The sequence below is a fragment of the Pontibacterium granulatum genome (assembly GCF_029961155.1).
Lineage (GTDB): Bacteria > Pseudomonadota > Gammaproteobacteria > Pseudomonadales > Balneatricaceae > Pontibacterium > Pontibacterium granulatum.
The window spans coordinates 1-16,384 of record NZ_JASBRH010000040.1 but is presented as its reverse complement, the minus strand read 5'-3'; the positions used below and the strand labels follow the sequence as shown (position 1 = coordinate 16,384).

Here is a 16,384-nt window from a genome sequence, read left to right as displayed (position 1 = left end):
AACAACTTTTTAGTTTTTAGATAGGAGCCCCGCATGGAAGCTTTCGAGCCTCTACTGAACGGTCTGTTTAACTTTGCACTCTATTTCGGCCTATCTCTGGTCGCCCTGCTGCTGTTCAAGTTTCTCTATACCCTGTTTACCCCTTACGACGAATGGGCGCTGGTAAAAAATCAAAACAGCGCAGCGGCGTGCGCCCTGGGTGGTGCAGTGATCGGTTTCTCCATTGCGCTGGGAAGCGCCGCCAGCAACTCTGTCTCCCTGATGGATTTTGCTGTGTGGGCAGTCGTTGCCTTGGTTGCACAGATCATCGCCTATTTTGTTGTACGGATGTTTATGCCGCTGGTCAGTCAGCGCATTCAGGACAATGAAACCCCAGCAGGTATCGTCCTGGGCGCCGTATCCATCGCGATTGGCATCCTTAACGCCGCGTCTCTGACCTACTAAGGGAGGGCATCAAGGATGAAAAGATCCCGACAGATAAACCTCGGCAAGATGCGTAAGCTGCCAGACCTGTCTGCAGCCCAGCTTGCCAAGGTCAGCATTGTGATCGGCGGTGGTGCCGTACTGAGCGGCTGTGACAGCACCGATGCCTTTATCTATCGCACCGTTGCCGAGTGTGAGCTGGACAATCCACTTGACCTGCAACGCTGTGAAACGGCCTACCAAAACGCACTCTCCGAGTGGCACCGCACACAACCGCGCTACCTTTCCATGCGCGATTGTGAATATGACTTTGGCTACAACGGCTGTGAGCAACGCGCCCGTTATTTTTACCCGTTGATGGCTGGCTTCATGATCGGTGAAAACGAACAGACCAGCGATGAATTTGACCTGGACTTTGACCACCCCAAACCGCTGGGTAGAAGCAAAAGCGCCAACTCCTACAACAAGTGGGTAGGAGCCAACGGTACATTGTTCGGTGACGCCAGCAAATACAAAACCCAGGTCAGTAGCAAGGCGTTTACCCCACTGAAAGGCAGCTCTCGCACTCTGGGGCGTGGCGGTTTTGGCAAAACCATCTCCAGCAAATCATCCTGGGGCGGATGATGCTGCGCATCCCAACGCCAGAACGTCCCGACTGGAAGCTGAGAGCCAAAGAGTTTGGCTTTCACTTCCACACCATGCACGGCGCCCCCTACTGGGACGAAACCGCTTACTATCAGTTTTCCCTGGCACAAATCGAACAACAGATCGAAGATCCCACCGCAGAAATTCACCAGATGTGTCTGGAGGTGGTCGATCAGGTAGTGCGTAGCGAAGAGCTGCTGTCGAAATTCCGCATTCCAGAGTCTTTCTGGGATCAGATCGCCAGCTCCTGGTACGCCCGCGAACCTAGCCTCTACAGCCGCATTGATCTGGCTTTCGACGGCGATGGCCCTGCCAAGTTTTACGAGAACAACGCGGACACACCCACCAGCCTGTATGAAACTGGTTTCTGGCAGTGGTTGTGGTTGGAAGATCAGGTAAACAGCGGCAACATCAGTCGCGAGGCCGACCAGTTTAACGCGCTGCAGGAGTTGCTGATCAATCGCTTCGCCCAACTCAAACAACAGATGCCCGATCACACCCTACACTTTGCCTGCTGCAAAGATACCGATGAAGATCGAGGCACCGTGCAATATATGCAGGATTGCGCTGAGCAGGCAGGAATAGCCTGTGACTTCGTCTACGTGGAAGATATCGGCCTGAGCGACCGAAACCGCTTTACCGACTTGAAGGACAACAACATCAGCTGGTTGTTTAAACTCTACCCCTGGGAGTACATGCAGCGCGAAGAGTACGGTAAAAATGTGGCTGGCAGCCATTGCCGTTTTCTCGAGCCACTCTGGAAGTCGATCATCTCCAACAAAGCCCTGCTGCCGATGTTGTGGAAGCTATTTCCGAATCACCCCAACCTGCTGCCCGCATTTTTTGAAGATGATCCGAAGGCAAGCAGCCTGAGCAAGTACGTACGTAAGCCGATCTTCTCCCGTGAAGGTGCCAACGTCTCCGTACATGACAACGGAGAGACGGTATTGGCCAGTGACGGTCCGTACGGCAAAGAGGGTTATGTAATTCAGGCTTGGCACCCATTACCGCGCTTTGGTGACAACCATACCTTGATCGGCTCCTGGCTGGTGAATGACCAACCTGCAGGCATCTCGATTCGCGAAGACAGTAGTCCGATCACCCAAGATCTGTCCCGTTTTCTGCCACACATCATCTTGTGAGGTTTGTGATGCGAGTGCAAAAGCGATTATCGCGGATTGCCTGGAAAGTGATATTATTCTCTGCCGATTTAGCCTGACACCTACCGACGGTTCCAAACCGATGGAGGCCTGGGCCAGCAACGTGATGTTAAGAGAGATACCCTAACCCCCATGTCCGACTTCCTTGTTAACGAAGCTATCGAAGATTACGCCTTCCTGAACACCACCCGTGAACCGGAACTGCTGCAAGAACTTATCGACGAAACCAACAAAAACATGGGGTGGCCGCAGAAGCTGTCCGGCCGCTTGGTCGGCCGTACACTGAAAATGCTGGTACAACTGGCACAGCCAAAGAACTGCCTGGAGATCGGTATGTTTACCGGATACTCCGCGCTCTCAATCGCTGAAGCGATGCCGGACGATGGCCGCCTGATTTGCTGTGAAACCAACCCACGCGCCATTGAGTTCGCCCAAACGTTCTACGATCGCAGCCCCCATGGCCACAAGATCGAAGTGATCTTTGGCCGCGCCATGGACACCATCAATGATCTGGTAGAGAAAGGTGAACTGGGCGAGCTGGACTTCACCTTCATAGATGCGGATAAACGTAACTACCTGAACTACTACGAACGTGTGTTGGAACTGACCCGTCCGGGTGGCTTGATTGTGCTGGATAACGTGTTGTGGTCCGGCAAGGTACTGCAACCGGAATCAGAGATCGACGATGTGCTGGTTGAGATGAACCGCCGCATCGCCGATGACCCTAACGTGGAAAACGTGTTCCTGACCGTCCGCGACGGCATGAATGTTGTACGTAAAATCCGCTAAGGTTGCCTCATGTTCATCCTGCGTAACTACCAGTCCAGCAGCGCCGAGCTGCAAGCCTTCGCGAACATCGCCGAGCTCGATGCTATCGCAATCGGCGCTGCGGACTACCGCATCGCTCAGGCAGGTGATCTGCTGGAGTTGTACGTTAAAACCGACGACAACAGTCCTCTGATGCCACTGCTAAAGCGGGCACGCGCATACTACCTGGATGACCTGGACATGGTTCAGACGGCGCCTGAAGTGACTGCACTGATGGCGTGGCTGATGGATGACCACGGTGTGGATTACCGTGGTGAAAGCCTGGAAGCAACCGCCGATCGTCTGGGTGAAATCGATATAGAAGCGGACAGCAATCGTTACACCGACCTGATTTTCCACCTGAAAGATGCAGTGGAACGCCTGTACGACCTGGAGATGGATGAGTGGTGATTCGCCGCTCTCCTTCCCACACCTGACCTCAACTCCGGTTTATCCCACTCCCCCTCCGAAAGCCAAGCAAACAGCTCAACCGCTTTGCCTATTCGGGAGCTTTGCTCCATACTCGCATCTGATTGTTCCATTTTACGCTACAATCCGATGTATCTAATGCCATTTGCCCCAGACCAAACACCGTGAACTGAGGCCGGTCCTTTTTGTTATCCTTGGAAAAAGCGCTTTATGAACCTGAACGATGTACGTCTCTTCCTGCGTGTTGTCGAAACAAACAGCTTCACTGCCGCTGCCGAAACGCTGGGTATCCAGAAATCCACCATCAGCCGCCGCATTGGCCAGTTGGAAGACGACCTCGGCGTACGCCTGCTGCAACGCACCACCCGCAAGCTAAAACTCACCGATGAAGGCCAGGAACTGTTTGAGCGCTGCCGCCCTCTGATCGATGAACTGGAACAGCTACCCGATCTGGTATCCGCCCACCACTCGGAGCCTCAGGGCCGCCTGCGTATCACCATGCCACCAGAGATGGGCATCTTCCTGATGAACGATGTGATCGCGGACTTTATGCGCCGCTATCCGAAGATTCAACTGGAGCTGGAACTGTCGACTCGGCTGGCTGACCTGATTGAGGAAGGGATCGATCTCGCATTGCGTGTCGGTCATCTGGATGACTCCAGCCTGATCGCCCGTAAGATCGCCTCGATTTCCAGTGGTTTGTATGCATCTCCTGAGTACATCAACCGCAACGCTGCCCCGCGCAACCCAGGCGAGCTAGCCCAGCACTCCTGCCTGGGTCGTTTGTCCAATAGCCTGCACTGGGAGTTTGAAAACTGGAACAATGGCGCACCGGTGCCGATCTCCGCCCGCCTGAAAGCCAACAACCTGATGTTTATGCGCGACATGGCTGTACAGGGTCTCGGCATCGCCCGCCTACCCAAAGCGTTCTGCCGCGGCGAAGTTGAACGCGGTGCGCTGGTACAGGTACTGGAAGAGTTCCACCTGCCTGGGACAGAGGTACATGCCCTTTACCCAAGCCGTCGTCACCTGAGCCCAAAAGTTCGCCTCTTTATTGATCACCTGATCCAGATGCTCGCCGACCACCCTTGGGTGGCGGATATGAAGCCCGCCAATCAATAGCGGCAGATCAAAGCGGAAAATAGCGATCAGCAGCGTGACAGAACTTGTCACGCTTCTTTTTGTACGTCTTGTTGTAGGGTGCCCGTGTCTGGCTGTATTTCTCGGAAAACACCCGGCACTGCTGGGTAAAGTGCTTTTTCGCTTGCGCCCGACAACGTCGATAGGGAATGCTGCCCTCAGGGTAGGTGTAACATACGGAGTCAAACAGGACTCGATTGGATTGCTCCTGCCATTTGATGGTGTAGCGTTTGGCCTCTTTCGGAACAGCGACAGAAGGCGTTGACAGGCTGACGCACAGCGCCAGTATCAGCATTTTGGTATTCATCTCGGCATCCTTGCTGAGTGCTTATCAGAGTTGTAAATATTTCTGGTTCCCAGGCTCTGCGTGGGAACCAGAAAAAATCCCGATGCGACTCGGATCTGGATCAAAAATCCCTCGCCAGAATCGGGTCAACCACATCGACCAATGCCCGGCCTAAGGCAAAGTGCTGGTCTGCATCCAGATGCACGCCGTCCACGGGACTGGTAGACGTAACCGTTGCCGCATCAAAGAAGTGAACCTCTTTAGTCGCCGCCACATTACGCATCTCGCGGGCGAGCCCCACGGCTTTCTCTTCCGCCCCGACAAACTTATCGGCAATCGGCCCTTTCGGCGACTGAATCACCGGGGGACACACCACCAGAATCGGAGGCTGCGGCATCCCCGGTTCGATGGGTGCATTTCTAACTTCATCGATCAGGGACGCGATACCCTGAGCAACATGCCAAGCGGTGTGTGTATGCATCGACTGTAGATCATTATTGCCCAGCATAATGATCACCAACGCCAGCGGAGAGTGCTTCTCGATCGTTTGCGCCAAGCCTTCCTGGCCGTTACGCCCGGCTTTGAACGGGTCTTCCAGCACCGTACGGCGGCCATTGAGGCAATCCTCCACCACCCGCACATGATGCTCATCCAGGATCAGGCCGTTTTCCAATACACCCGGCCAACGCTGATCAAAATCCAGACGTTGGCGCGTTCCCGGCACGATCCCCCAGGTGAGTGAATCGGAATACACCAGTACATTTTTTAACACTGTTATTCCCTCCTTGAAAACGCTGTTGGTTTCCTAACAAAGAACGAACCAACGGTTACGCTTTGCCGAACATACCTGCGGCCAGGGCTTTTTGGATCTCGATGATACACTCACCGCCCTTGAACTCCTTCACCATCGGTTCGGACATACCGGACAGCCAAAGCTTCAGCTCGGAATCGATATCAAAGTGCCCTGAAGTTTCAACGGCAAAGCGCACAATCGATTTGTATGGAATTGTCAGGTATTCCCTTTTTTTGCCGGTCATGCCCTGAATATCGATCAGAATCAGACGTGACTCGGTAAACACGTACTTATCACGAATCACCTTGTACGCCAGACGAATCTCTTCACCCTCGTAGAGGACCGGTTCCAGTTCCTCTTTCAGTTCATCGATATCCACATCGCTGGCATTACCCAGCAGTCCATCTAACAATCCCATACCTGTACCTCCATCAATTTGAGACCAGCTTGCCCCCGTGAGACTGAACGGCAACTGAAAAGCAGTCCGAGTACAATACCACCTAGGATCAACACTGGGTTTAATACCAGAATATCAGCGGCGCATGACAAAAACAGCATCAACTGCATGGTTTTATAGGTGATGCCCGAGTTTTTGACCAACCTGGATCACGCTGATCAATCCCCTCTCAGCGCAAATAATCAAGCCGCAAGGCAATGGTATAAATCACTTCAGCTCAAACGTAGCCCGAGCCTTCTCTTCACCGTTAATCAACACTGCTACTCCGTGTACGCCAGGATAGTGCTTACGCGTTGTCATTTGACGAAAGCTCTGACTGCGGCCAAACAATCTCTCCCGCCCATCAAACTCCCCCTCGGAGATCTTAAATATCTTCCGGCTGAGCTGACCGTTGGCCTTCACATAGTCGATCCCGTATTCGATACGCAGCCTGCCAAGCTGGCCCTTGCACGCATTTAGCGTAAATTCAAAGCTCAGTGTGTCACCAATCCGGATACTGGCCTGCCCTAGCCAAAGTGTACTGACCTCAATTTCGTCTGCAGGATGGTACCCAAACAGCGCCAGCACTTCGGGATGCGCCTGCTTGAGCAATGTGCGACAACCATGTTTGATGATCCAGTCGGTGTGCGGGTGTTGTGATCGGTTGCGCCTGGCCCAATCGATGGTGACCTCAGCATTATCTTTGGCGATATCGTTGAGATTATTTGCCACACTGCGGCGCACGTAGTCGCTGTCATCCTGCTTTAGATTTTCCAGTATCGGCAAGATGGGTGATGGATCTTTTTTGAATATCGGCAACGCTTGCCCCCAGGGCAGTCGAGGCCGCGATCCTTCACTGGCCAGACGGCGCACATGATCGTTTTCATGCTCACTCCACGCCTGCATCTGTGCCATCATTTTAATAGGATCATTTTGAATAAATGGACGCACGGCGAACTCGGCGCTGGAGAAACGGGTCAGCCACTGCATAGCCTCCATCGAAAGATCCCAATGCTGCTGACCGTAGGCTTCCACAAAATCGGGAAAGAACAGGGCTTCATACCCCCCAAACTCAGGCGCCACCTCCATCAAAACGGTGATCGCCTTTTCATAGGGCATATCCAGCGCCTGATGCAAACAGTGACGAATATGTTGGCTGCGTGATTTGAGTTCACGCGCCTGCCACTGATCGTCGAAGACAGACTGGACAAAACGCTCGGCTGGAAACGATGGATGGGCTTTGCTACAAGCTTGCGCTACCCGATCGATATAGGTTTGGTCGTAAGCATCCTTGAGGGCTTGAGACATGAAAGACTCCCAAAATTATAAGCACGTAACGGTGCTATATGACGGGCTATGCCCTATCTGCTTGCGTCAGATGGCGCAATTTAAGCGTATCTGCAAAGACCCGAACATCCATTGGTTTGATATCACCCACCAGGAACTTTGGTTACATGAGCACAACATTAAACCGATTGATGCCATGCTTGAGTTACACCTGGTAACCGACGACGGCTCGGTAATCAAAGGGCTCGATGCGTTTATCTGTCTCTGGTCTCGCAGCCTGCTCTTCCGCCCTTTGGCCTGGCTCCTGCAACATCCTTTTATATACAGACTCAGCCAACGCTACTATGCACATGCGACTCGACGCCGCTTACGTCGGGATGGCCGCTTACCACCCCATTGCCCGCCCCGTTAACAGGGTGAGATCAGGCTGTTTGGACTGACTTGCGGGATGATGTGCCCGATGCACTGCGACCTGTTTTTCCGACACCCGAGCCCGAACGTGCAACCGAGCTACTGCGTTTACGACGTAGTTTGACAGGACTTGATGGCAATCCTTTTAAACTGGTTGGGACGGTCGTGACCGCTTGGGCTATCAACTCATTTAACCGGGTCAGCAAGGGTGCCATAAAGCTCTGGTAGTTGGCCTGCTTTTGCGTAATCGCATCCAGCTGGGATTCCCAGTGGGCGGTCATATCGGGCTTCGATGCGCTATCCGGCAGCGCATCCACCAAACCACAACCAGCTTCGGTTGCACGGATCGCTTTACCTTCGCGGCGCAGGAATCCGCGCTTAAACAACAATTCGATAATACCGGCGCGGGTGGCTTCTGTTCCCAAGCCATCGGTATCCTTCAACACCTTGCGAATTTCGCTGTCGGTCACAAATCGGGAGATACCGGTCATAGCCGCCAGCAAGGTAGCATCCGTGAAGTGTTTGGGCGGCTGGGTCATTTTCTCCAACACCTCTCCACGCTCACAGTGCAGTGACTGCCCCTGGGTAAGCGGCGGCAAAAGCTGCAACTCCTGATCGTCCTTATCGGTCTGCTTGCCAGCCAGCGCTTTCCAACCCGGCTCCAACGGCTGCCGCGCGGATGCGGTAAAACGCCCACCCTCAATGATGATCTCCGCTTTAGTTTCAAAGTATTTATATGGAGGCAGGAACTGGTAAAGATACTGACGTGCGACCAGTTCGTATATCTGTCGCTCCGCTTTTCCCAAGCGATCCAAATCCGTGCTTTTTGCCGTTGGAATGATCGCGTGGTGTGCATCCACTTTCTTATCATTCCAGGCTTTGCTCTTTTGGGAAGGATTCAATAACGCTTTCGCGGGTTCAAATGCGCTGCAGCTACGATTAATCGCATCAATCACCGACGGAGCCTGACTGTGCTGCTCAACCGGTAAATAACGACTGTCAGAGCGGGGATAGGTGATCAGTTTGTGTTTTTCATAGAGCGCCTGACAACTGTCCAGCACCTGCTGCGCACTCATGCCAAAACGTTTTGCCGCGTCTATCTGCAACGACGAGAGGTTGTAGGGTAGTGGTGCGAATTGCTGTTTCTCTTTCTGCTCCAGTTTGCTCAACTGACCGGGCTTATTGCCGATGCGCCCCGCCACATTGTCCGCCAGCGCTTTGGATAGCACCCGCCCGTCTTCATCCTGATAGGGACGGCAGGCTTCGCTGGGTTGCCACTTGGCAGTAAAGCGCTCCCCTTCCGGGGTCAGCAGGTGAGCGATCACCTCGTAAAACGGTTTAGGCTGAAACGCTTCAATCTCCCGATCACGACGCACCACCAGACCCAGCACAGGCGTCTGCACACGGCCAACCGACAAAACACCGTTATAGCCCGCTTTTTTGCCTTGCAGAGTGTAAGCGCGGGTCATGTTCATGCCGTATAACCAGTCCGCACGGGAACGTGCCAGTGCCGATACGGAGAGCGGGATAAAGTCGCGGTTATCACGCAATCGACTCAACGCTCGCTTAACTGCTGGCGCATTGAGGTCACTGATCAGGCAACGCTGAATACTGGCTTTTTTGGTGGCGGGCACGCCAACAAAGTCGATCACCTCATCCACCAGCAACTGCCCCTCACGATCCGGATCTCCTGCATGTACTAACTGGTCCGCTTCTGTTATCAGTTTGCGGATCACCGTTAACTGCTTGCGGGTTTTCGGCTTGGGTTGCAACTGCCACTGCTCGGGCACAATCGGCAGACTTTCCAGCGTCCACTTTTTATAGGCGGGATCGTAGGCATCGGGCTCTGCCTGCTCCAGCAGATGCCCAATACACCAGGTCACCACATCACCGTTACCCACACGGATACAGCCATCTTCCTTCTTATGAGGGCGTGGCAACACATCTGCAATAGCGCGTCCCAGGCTGGGCTTTTCGGCGATGTAGAGAATCATTCGTGTGTTCGCTGCTCTAACTGCAAATAGATACTGTATATAAAAACAGTAATCTAGCGAACTTTATTCCTGATTGCCAGTATCCGTTTCGCGATACTCTTCCATCTTCACCATCAGCCAGTCGCGAAACGATTCCATACCAAAGGTAGGCTGACGTTTATTGGAGTACACAAGGTAAAAGTTGCGGGCAGACTGCAGCACCATATCAAACGGCTGCACCAACTGGCCGTATTGCACTTCACGCTCGATCAGCTGACTGTCCGACAGTGCGACACCCAGGCCCTCCATCGCCGCATTCAGTGCGAGCGATGTGTTGGAGAAGGTCAGGCTTTTCTGATCCCGCGACCAACTAATCCCCTCCTGATGCAGCAGTTGATGCCACTCCTGGCTGCGGCTGGATACATGGATCAGGGTATGGTTCTTCAGATCTTCCGGCTTGGTCAGTTTGCCCTCTTCCAGCAAAAGCGGGCTGCATACCGGCTTGATGGCGGAGTTACGCATAAAGTGAGCCTCTACCCCCTTCCAGCGCCCATCGCCAAAATAGATCGCCATATCGGTATCGGAATGCTCAAAATCGATCAGGCCCGACAGGGTGCTGAGTCGCAGTTCAACATCTGGGTACTGTTTCTGGAAATCGGCCAACCGCGGCACCAACCAACGGGTCAGGAATGCGGGTGCAACCGCGATGTTAACGGCACCCGCATTTGGTGATGCCATCAAACGGCGGGTTGCGCTATCGATCTCATCCAGCGCCAACTGAATCGCCACCAGATATTTTTCACCGGCGGTTGTAAGAAACACCTTACGCTTCTCGCGACGAAACAGACTCATCCCCAGAAACGCTTCCAACGCTTTTACCTGATGACTCACCGCCGAAGGTGTTACAAATAACTCATCGGCCGCCTGATTAAAGCTACCCAGACGCGCCGCTGCCTCAAAACTTCGTAAGGCGTTTAGTGGGGGTAAACGTCTGATAACGACCTCCCGGGTCTACTTTGACCTACTTGGTATCCCTGCGCAGAATGAAGATGTTTCACGCAGGCTATAATGATGAATTTTTCTAATCAATAAGCTGAAAAACTGTCGTTTGTTCGTTAACCGCATAGACTTTAGTATAACCGCCATCAACACAGCGTTCCAACGCTGAGATGCAGACACTACGGGCTTTACCGAGCCATAGATCTCAGACAGGAACCAACGCTGGTGAACATTACCCCACTATCCGGCAACGTAACAGTTTTTTATCTGGTGAATGAAATGAACAGTGATTTTGATATCCGTACAAATAAATATGGCGAACCTGATGTGGATTACTACATGCAGGAAGCTTACGTCATGCGTGCGGAAGTCGTCATGTTCATGGTTACATCTGTTTTCGGTTTGATTAAGCGGATTGCTACAGCAGCATCCAAACTGGACTTCAAACCGCAAAAGACTTTCGGGACCCTCTTAGGTTACTAAGAGAACACACCTCTTTGGGGCCTACCTTTTAGGCCCCTGTTTTCTTTTTTCACTTCCCTGCGCTTTCAGCCCCAAAGCTCCCTGCCCTTCGGATGGGGCCCACTCTTATTCCATAGAGAAATTTAAAAAACATCTTTATATTCCTTTTAGAAATATAAAAGAAGAAATCCGTCTTAGCGGTTTATTACCCTTTCTTTATAATTCCGCCCGGTAACGTGGCACTCCCTCGCTACATTCTCTGGTGCATACGTGGCAACCCCACTAAACGCCCCCTAGAACCCGGCCCCAAAAGTCACCGGGTAAAAAGGAATACTGCCTGATCGGCACCTATTTTCAGGAATCAAAGATGAAACCGTCACCTATTGCGCTGCTCCCACTATTGCTGTTTCTGGCAATGTTTATCGGTAGCGGCATCTACTACCAGAACCAGGCTGTTGAATTTGCCTTCTACCAGATCTCCGCTCCCGTCGCGATCCTGCCTGCAATCTGGCTGGCCATGCTGCTGGCGAAAGGTCCTTTAAACGAACGTATCGAGACCTTTATCAAAGGGATCGGTGACAACACCATCATCACCATGGTGGTGATCTATCTGCTCGCAGGCGGCTTCGCCAGTGTAGCCAAAGCGATCGGCGGCGTGGATGCCACCGTAAACCTGGGACTAAGCCTGATTCCCGACCCACTGGTACTGCCGGGTCTGTTTGTGATCAGCGCATTTATTGCCACAGCGATGGGGACCTCAATGGGTACCATTGCCGCAATGGCGCCAATCGCAGTCGGCGTAGCGGATGCAACCGGTATTGAAATGGCATTGGCCGCCGGCACCGTAATTGGCGGCGCAATGTTCGGCGATAACCTGTCGATTATCTCCGACACCACCATTGCGGCGACGCGCACCCAGGGCTGTGAGATGCGTGATAAATTCCGCCTTAACGCCAAGATCGCCATTCCAGCCGCGGCACTGACAATTGCGCTGCTGTTCACGATGGGCGGCAGCGGCGAAGTCAGCACCACCGACGACACCAACATCCTGCTGGTGCTGCCTTATATCGCGGTGCTGGTTATGGCGCTGAGTGGCTTGAACGTCATGCTGGTTCTATTCAGCGGTATCCTGTTCGCCGGTGTGGTAGGCATGGCACAGCTGCCCGATTACAGCGTTGCTCAGTTTTCTAAGGACATCTATGCAGGTTACACCGGTATGCAGGAGATCCTGATCCTGTCCATGCTGATTGGTGGTCTGGGAGCGATGATGAAGTCTCAGGGTGGCGTGGAATATATCGCGGGCATGATCGACAGACTCACCCGCCGTAAACACAACCACGAACCGTCACCCCGTTCCGGAGAGGTCAGCATTGGCGCTGCAGTAGCACTGACCAATGTGGCAACCGCAAATAACACCGTTGCGATTGTGTTAAGTGGCGCGCTAGCCAAAGATATCGCCAACCGTTACGGCGTAGATCCAAAACGCAGCGCAAGCCTGATGGATATTTTCTCCTGCGTGGTTCAGGGCTTTTTACCCTACGGTGCACAAGTGCTGCTGGCGGCCTCTATCGCCAAGCTGTCGCCACTGGAGTTAGTTGGCTCAATCTACTACTGCGCACTCCTGGGTATCGCCGCAATTATCTCCATCCTTTTGGGTCGTCCAAAACGCTGATCCTTCGCGGGGCGTAAATCTGCGGGTTTACGCTCCCCCATATCTCCTTCGCTTACCCTCACGCTAAATTAAGCGACCTCGCTTCAATCAATTTGCGAACAATAGTTCAACCAAGCTGTTAAAAATTAAGAATTTTTCCTATATCCGGAACAGGGAACAGCGGCTACTTTTTTAATCAGCAGTAAATAAAATGAAACTTCAGTCACAAACAACAGGGTATCTACATATCTTGTTTGCTACGTGACAGGCTCCTGATAAGGATTAGGACTCTCAGTATTCGGCACCACAGCCAAAGTAATAGCCGAACGGGTCATACCATACAGCTACTTTCACCAAGAAGTACGTGTGATAAAGGACTCAAACTATGCTGGAAAGGAAAGAATACTGTACCTGCTGCCTGACCCCCGCCAAAGAGGCCGCACCTTCACCTTCATTACATAAAGTGGCGCATATCGGTGACCACACCGTTTATAACTGCGATAAATGCGGCATGACGCTTTGCATGGACGAGGATTACGGCGCAGACATCCACGAACGCGCCGCATATGAACATGTGATAGCAGGCGCTGAGTTCGCTACATAAGCCGCACGCTACTCACTAGCAACGACACCCATCAGCTCACATCGGCCCTTAGCCCCTCACTAAGGACCAAGACTTATGCCCATACTCTTCTGCAGAAATATGAACTTACCTGGCAAACCACTACGACGCGTACAGTGAACGCAGCACATATATTACGCACAAGCGAAGACAGAAAAATAAGGGAATTTACAGGGAGAATTGATGTTGCTTGTAGCATAAATCCGCATAACCACTATTACGTATCAATAACCTATAGCAACAAATGAAGCATAAACACAGTCTTAAAGTGAACCATAAACTTACAAAAATGTTAAAGATTTCCTGTTTACTTTTATTGCTGTAATAAAACTACTAAGTTTTTCGGATTACTTAAAATAAAACCCTCAACTGATGTTGAGGGTTTTATTGACTGCTCTACCTTTTCGGTAGACTCGTATTCACCGTTGAGCTTACTTTCTTCCTGTCCTTAACTCAGCTACCTATACGGCAGGACACAAGACCAAAGGCCCCAAGACAGTAACGATCTGCTTCTCAGCTGCCTATGCGGCAGGACGGTATGAACTTAGCTTAAAATAACTATAGTTATCAAACGCATATCTTTCAAAATAGATAAAAGCCCTTTTCTCACGATCAAATGTAACTGCATGTTTTTAATCACTTATTATTTTCACGAAGACTTTGGGTAATCACTGATCTTAACTCAGGTACTGTTCCTCGCTGCTGCTCCTTGGTCGCTAGGCCATAATGATTGAACTCAAAGCTAAAAGCCCCCTCTTTTGCCTGCTCTTTTTGAACATGAAGAATAAATCGCTGCTCTTTACTCTGGCTATACATTACAGCACGGTGAAAATGTTCCAGTTCTCGTTCAAAGCTTAATCGTTTGGGATCAAATACCTCACCACGAGCCTCAGCTCTTCGCTTTGCACGTGCGAGCCTCCTACGTTGCTCACCCACAAAGCACTTGGCGATCCCCTGATTGCGAACAAAGCGCACCTCCCCTAAGCCATCAGGGACCGGTGCCACCTCAGATAGGTTGAAGAAACCGTTCAAGGACATGCTTTCGAAATAGGGCTGGGAGCAAAGTGAACACAAACTTTCTGCGTCCGTGGAAGTAAATCCGATCGCCTGGCCAATACTATCTTGGCTCCATAGGGGAAAGCTCACTCCAATCCCATTTAATCCCCGTCTGATGAGAAATCCGTGTAAAACGGAAATGGAGCGCCCCGCAAGAAGCTCTGGATCCGAGTCTGGTAACAGGAAGTCTATCGTAAAGAAATAACGTTTCACGCTGCTCCACCTCTTTGAAACATACCCGCCTTAATCAGGACCGACATTAGGTAATGTATATCTCCTGGGATTAGGTGCCCCTCGCGTAAACATGCCAATTCATCAGATAGCTGTTCAGCCTTTCTCAATAACGTATAAAAATCATTACCCCGTTCAGGCTGTCGCTGGGCAACTACAAACTTACGATCGGCTCCATATTCATGTACACGCAGGCGACGCTCCCCGTCTTCACACCACCAATCATCAATTAGCTGCAATGCAGCCCCCACCTTGCTGGCGCCAAAGCAAGCAGCACGTTTACCATCAGGACATTCAACCTTGGCATACTGCCGCGATGGCTCTCCACGATGCACTTTCTCAGTGAATAATTGACTCGGTATTATTTCCTGACAGAACTCAGTCTGAATCTTTGCTGTTACATCGAAAAAGCAGTACATAGAAGGATCAGACAAAGCAGCACCCATTTCTTCCGCCAATTGTTTAAGACAGCCGTTCTCCTCTTCCGACCATCCAGCGCACCAATCTAGCCGATTAGCATTTATGATCTTAAATTGTTTGTTACTCGACGTGATGACTTCTATCTCAAGGCTTCTTGCGTGCTGATTGCGCCAGAGCCAGTTTCCCATAAATAGATTCTTACAGTATCGCTCAGCGAGATATCGATACCCTCCCAAGGCTTTGTACCTCTGCGCTAACTCACTGAGCTGGGCGAAAACTTCAGAATCACTACAACTAGACGGCTGCAACGAATTAGCAAGTACGCGAAGGGAGAATCTACAAAAAAGCTCAGAAACAGTAGGAGGAACGTAGCAGCTCTCAATCACCACCGGATTACTGTATGCTAAATCTTGCGGCTGTAGACTCTTTGGTGCTCCGTTCGAAGTATAGCCTTCTGTAACGGAGCACTTCTGGCCACTGATTTTATTGACCTCTACCTGTAGAGGTTCGAAATCACTATATTTGGTTTTGTAAAAGAAGACTGCTTTTCCAGGTCTAAGCGACCCGGTGTAACTTAAGTGCTTACAGAGGTCCATTTTGAATACCCTGCTATGCTTTTCTCATAAGCATAGCCTCCTCACTAGCCACCATTCCCCAAAATGCATTTCGGTAGAACTTATCTCCCCCTCCCATACGAATCTCTATTGGGGAAAAGCACCGAACCAGACCAGTAACAGGTTCCGCAAATACATGCAGGGGCTCGATACTTCCTTCCCGACTCATAGGCATGCCAAGCAATCCGAAGCCCAGCATCGCAGGTTTTAAATAGGGAGTTAGGCTGGTCTTGTAAATCAATTCTTCAAAGCTGTGCGCCCCGGAATCCTCTGGGCATACCCAACACCCATTCCTAGGGAGACACGCCAATCGCTCGAACAGCGACTGAGGATCAGTGTACAGCTGACACCAGTCTTTATTTTCATAAAGAGACGGTGGATGAAGAACACCTCCAGCAAACGAAGAAGGAAATGCGGCTTGCACAAAGTTTAAGCCTCCTTCTGTGTAAACCTCCCCTAATTAGTTACACGCATAATTAGAGTTTTCCAGCGGGTCATGTTTGGCCAGATATTCCCAGGGGGTGAGGTCACCCAATGCG

At 51.6% G+C, this 16,384-nt stretch carries 18 protein-coding genes; 10 read left to right on the top strand and 8 right to left on the bottom strand.

Annotated elements, in window-relative coordinates; all coding sequences use genetic code 11:
* The first annotated feature begins 33 nt into the window (after window positions 1-33).
* The 6 genes from QKW35_RS20715 (at window position 34) to QKW35_RS20690 (ending at window position 4,586) form a co-directional block, all read left to right on the top strand.
* Window positions 34-444 (top strand): DUF350 domain-containing protein, encoded by a 411-nt coding sequence (locus QKW35_RS20715; protein WP_282356209.1) that lies wholly within the window; start codon window positions 34-36, stop codon window positions 442-444.
* A gap of 15 nt (window positions 445-459) precedes the next feature.
* Window positions 460-1,047 carry a DUF1190 domain-containing protein gene (locus QKW35_RS20710; protein ID WP_282356207.1) on the top strand — a complete coding sequence of 196 codons (588 nt, stop codon included), beginning with the start codon at window positions 460-462 and terminating at the stop codon, window positions 1,045-1,047.
* Entirely contained in the window at window positions 1,047-2,210 is a 1,164-nt protein-coding gene (locus tag QKW35_RS20705) for a glutathionylspermidine synthase family protein (RefSeq protein WP_282356206.1), read from the top strand. Before QKW35_RS20710 ends, QKW35_RS20705 begins: the two co-directional genes overlap by 1 nt.
* 150 nt (window positions 2,211-2,360) lie before the next feature.
* The gene (locus QKW35_RS20700; protein ID WP_282356205.1) at window positions 2,361-3,017 is read left to right on the top strand and encodes a class I SAM-dependent methyltransferase; all 657 of its coding nucleotides are present in this window, start codon (window positions 2,361-2,363) and stop codon (window positions 3,015-3,017) included.
* 9 nt (window positions 3,018-3,026) lie between these two features.
* Window positions 3,027-3,446: a hypothetical protein gene (locus QKW35_RS20695; protein WP_282356203.1), complete on the top strand. Its 420-nt coding sequence runs from the start codon at window positions 3,027-3,029 to the stop codon at window positions 3,444-3,446.
* Between the two features lie 228 nt (window positions 3,447-3,674).
* Window positions 3,675-4,586 carry a LysR family transcriptional regulator gene (locus tag QKW35_RS20690; RefSeq protein WP_282356201.1) on the top strand — a complete coding sequence of 304 codons (912 nt, stop codon included), beginning with the start codon at window positions 3,675-3,677 and terminating at the stop codon, window positions 4,584-4,586.
* A 7-nt stretch (window positions 4,587-4,593) separates the two neighbouring features.
* Here the strand turns inward: QKW35_RS20690 and QKW35_RS20685 are convergent, their stop codons facing one another.
* From QKW35_RS20685 to QKW35_RS20670, 4 genes are all read right to left on the bottom strand, one after another.
* Window positions 4,594-4,911, bottom strand: a complete 318-nt coding sequence (locus QKW35_RS20685; RefSeq protein ID WP_282356199.1) for a hypothetical protein — start codon at window positions 4,909-4,911, stop codon at window positions 4,594-4,596.
* 100 nt (window positions 4,912-5,011) lie between these two features.
* Window positions 5,012-5,662: an SGNH/GDSL hydrolase family protein gene (locus QKW35_RS20680; RefSeq protein ID WP_282356196.1), complete on the bottom strand. Its 651-nt coding sequence runs from the start codon at window positions 5,660-5,662 to the stop codon at window positions 5,012-5,014.
* Between the two features lie 55 nt (window positions 5,663-5,717).
* Window positions 5,718-6,101 carry a PH domain-containing protein gene (locus QKW35_RS20675; protein WP_282356194.1) on the bottom strand — a complete coding sequence of 128 codons (384 nt, stop codon included), beginning with the start codon at window positions 6,099-6,101 and terminating at the stop codon, window positions 5,718-5,720.
* 246 nt (window positions 6,102-6,347) lie between these two features.
* Window positions 6,348-7,427: a DNA alkylation repair protein gene (locus QKW35_RS20670; RefSeq protein ID WP_282356192.1), complete on the bottom strand. Its 1,080-nt coding sequence runs from the start codon at window positions 7,425-7,427 to the stop codon at window positions 6,348-6,350.
* On the opposite strand from QKW35_RS20670, the gene QKW35_RS20665 reads away from it, so the two are divergent.
* On the top strand, window positions 7,426-7,818 hold the full coding sequence (locus tag QKW35_RS20665; protein ID WP_282356190.1) for a thiol-disulfide oxidoreductase DCC family protein: 393 nt from the start codon (window positions 7,426-7,428) through the stop codon (window positions 7,816-7,818). The genes QKW35_RS20670 and QKW35_RS20665 overlap by 2 nt on opposite strands.
* A 10-nt stretch (window positions 7,819-7,828) precedes the next feature.
* Here the strand turns inward: QKW35_RS20665 and QKW35_RS20660 are convergent, their stop codons facing one another.
* On the bottom strand, window positions 7,829-9,811 hold the full coding sequence (locus QKW35_RS20660) for a DNA topoisomerase III (RefSeq protein ID WP_282356189.1): 1,983 nt from the start codon (window positions 9,809-9,811) through the stop codon (window positions 7,829-7,831).
* 63 nt (window positions 9,812-9,874) lie between these two features.
* On the bottom strand, window positions 9,875-10,786 hold the full coding sequence (gcvA, locus tag QKW35_RS20655) for a transcriptional regulator GcvA (protein WP_282356223.1): 912 nt from the start codon (window positions 10,784-10,786) through the stop codon (window positions 9,875-9,877).
* Window positions 10,787-11,014: 228 nt separating this feature from the next.
* On the opposite strand from gcvA, the gene QKW35_RS20650 reads away from it, so the two are divergent.
* From QKW35_RS20650 to QKW35_RS20640, 3 genes are all read left to right on the top strand, one after another.
* Window positions 11,015-11,272 carry an RSP_7527 family protein gene (locus tag QKW35_RS20650; RefSeq protein ID WP_282356187.1) on the top strand — a complete coding sequence of 86 codons (258 nt, stop codon included), beginning with the start codon at window positions 11,015-11,017 and terminating at the stop codon, window positions 11,270-11,272.
* Window positions 11,273-11,618: 346 nt separating this feature from the next.
* A complete protein-coding gene (locus tag QKW35_RS20645) occupies window positions 11,619-12,923 on the top strand; it encodes a Na+/H+ antiporter NhaC family protein (protein ID WP_282356185.1) in 1,305 nt (434 codons plus the stop codon).
* A 364-nt stretch (window positions 12,924-13,287) separates the two neighbouring features.
* Window positions 13,288-13,506 (top strand): hypothetical protein, encoded by a 219-nt coding sequence (locus tag QKW35_RS20640; protein WP_282356184.1) that lies wholly within the window; start codon window positions 13,288-13,290, stop codon window positions 13,504-13,506.
* Window positions 13,507-14,160: 654 nt separating this feature from the next.
* Here QKW35_RS20640 and cas6f read toward each other — a convergent pair.
* Window positions 14,161-14,793 carry a type I-F CRISPR-associated endoribonuclease Cas6/Csy4 gene (gene cas6f / locus QKW35_RS20635; protein ID WP_282356182.1) on the bottom strand — a complete coding sequence of 211 codons (633 nt, stop codon included), beginning with the start codon at window positions 14,791-14,793 and terminating at the stop codon, window positions 14,161-14,163.
* The gene (gene csy3 / locus QKW35_RS20630; RefSeq protein WP_282356180.1) at window positions 14,790-15,827 is read right to left on the bottom strand and encodes a type I-F CRISPR-associated protein Csy3; all 1,038 of its coding nucleotides are present in this window, start codon (window positions 15,825-15,827) and stop codon (window positions 14,790-14,792) included. The genes cas6f and csy3 overlap by 4 nt, the downstream gene beginning before the upstream one ends.
* Between the last annotated feature and the right edge of the window lie 557 nt (window positions 15,828-16,384).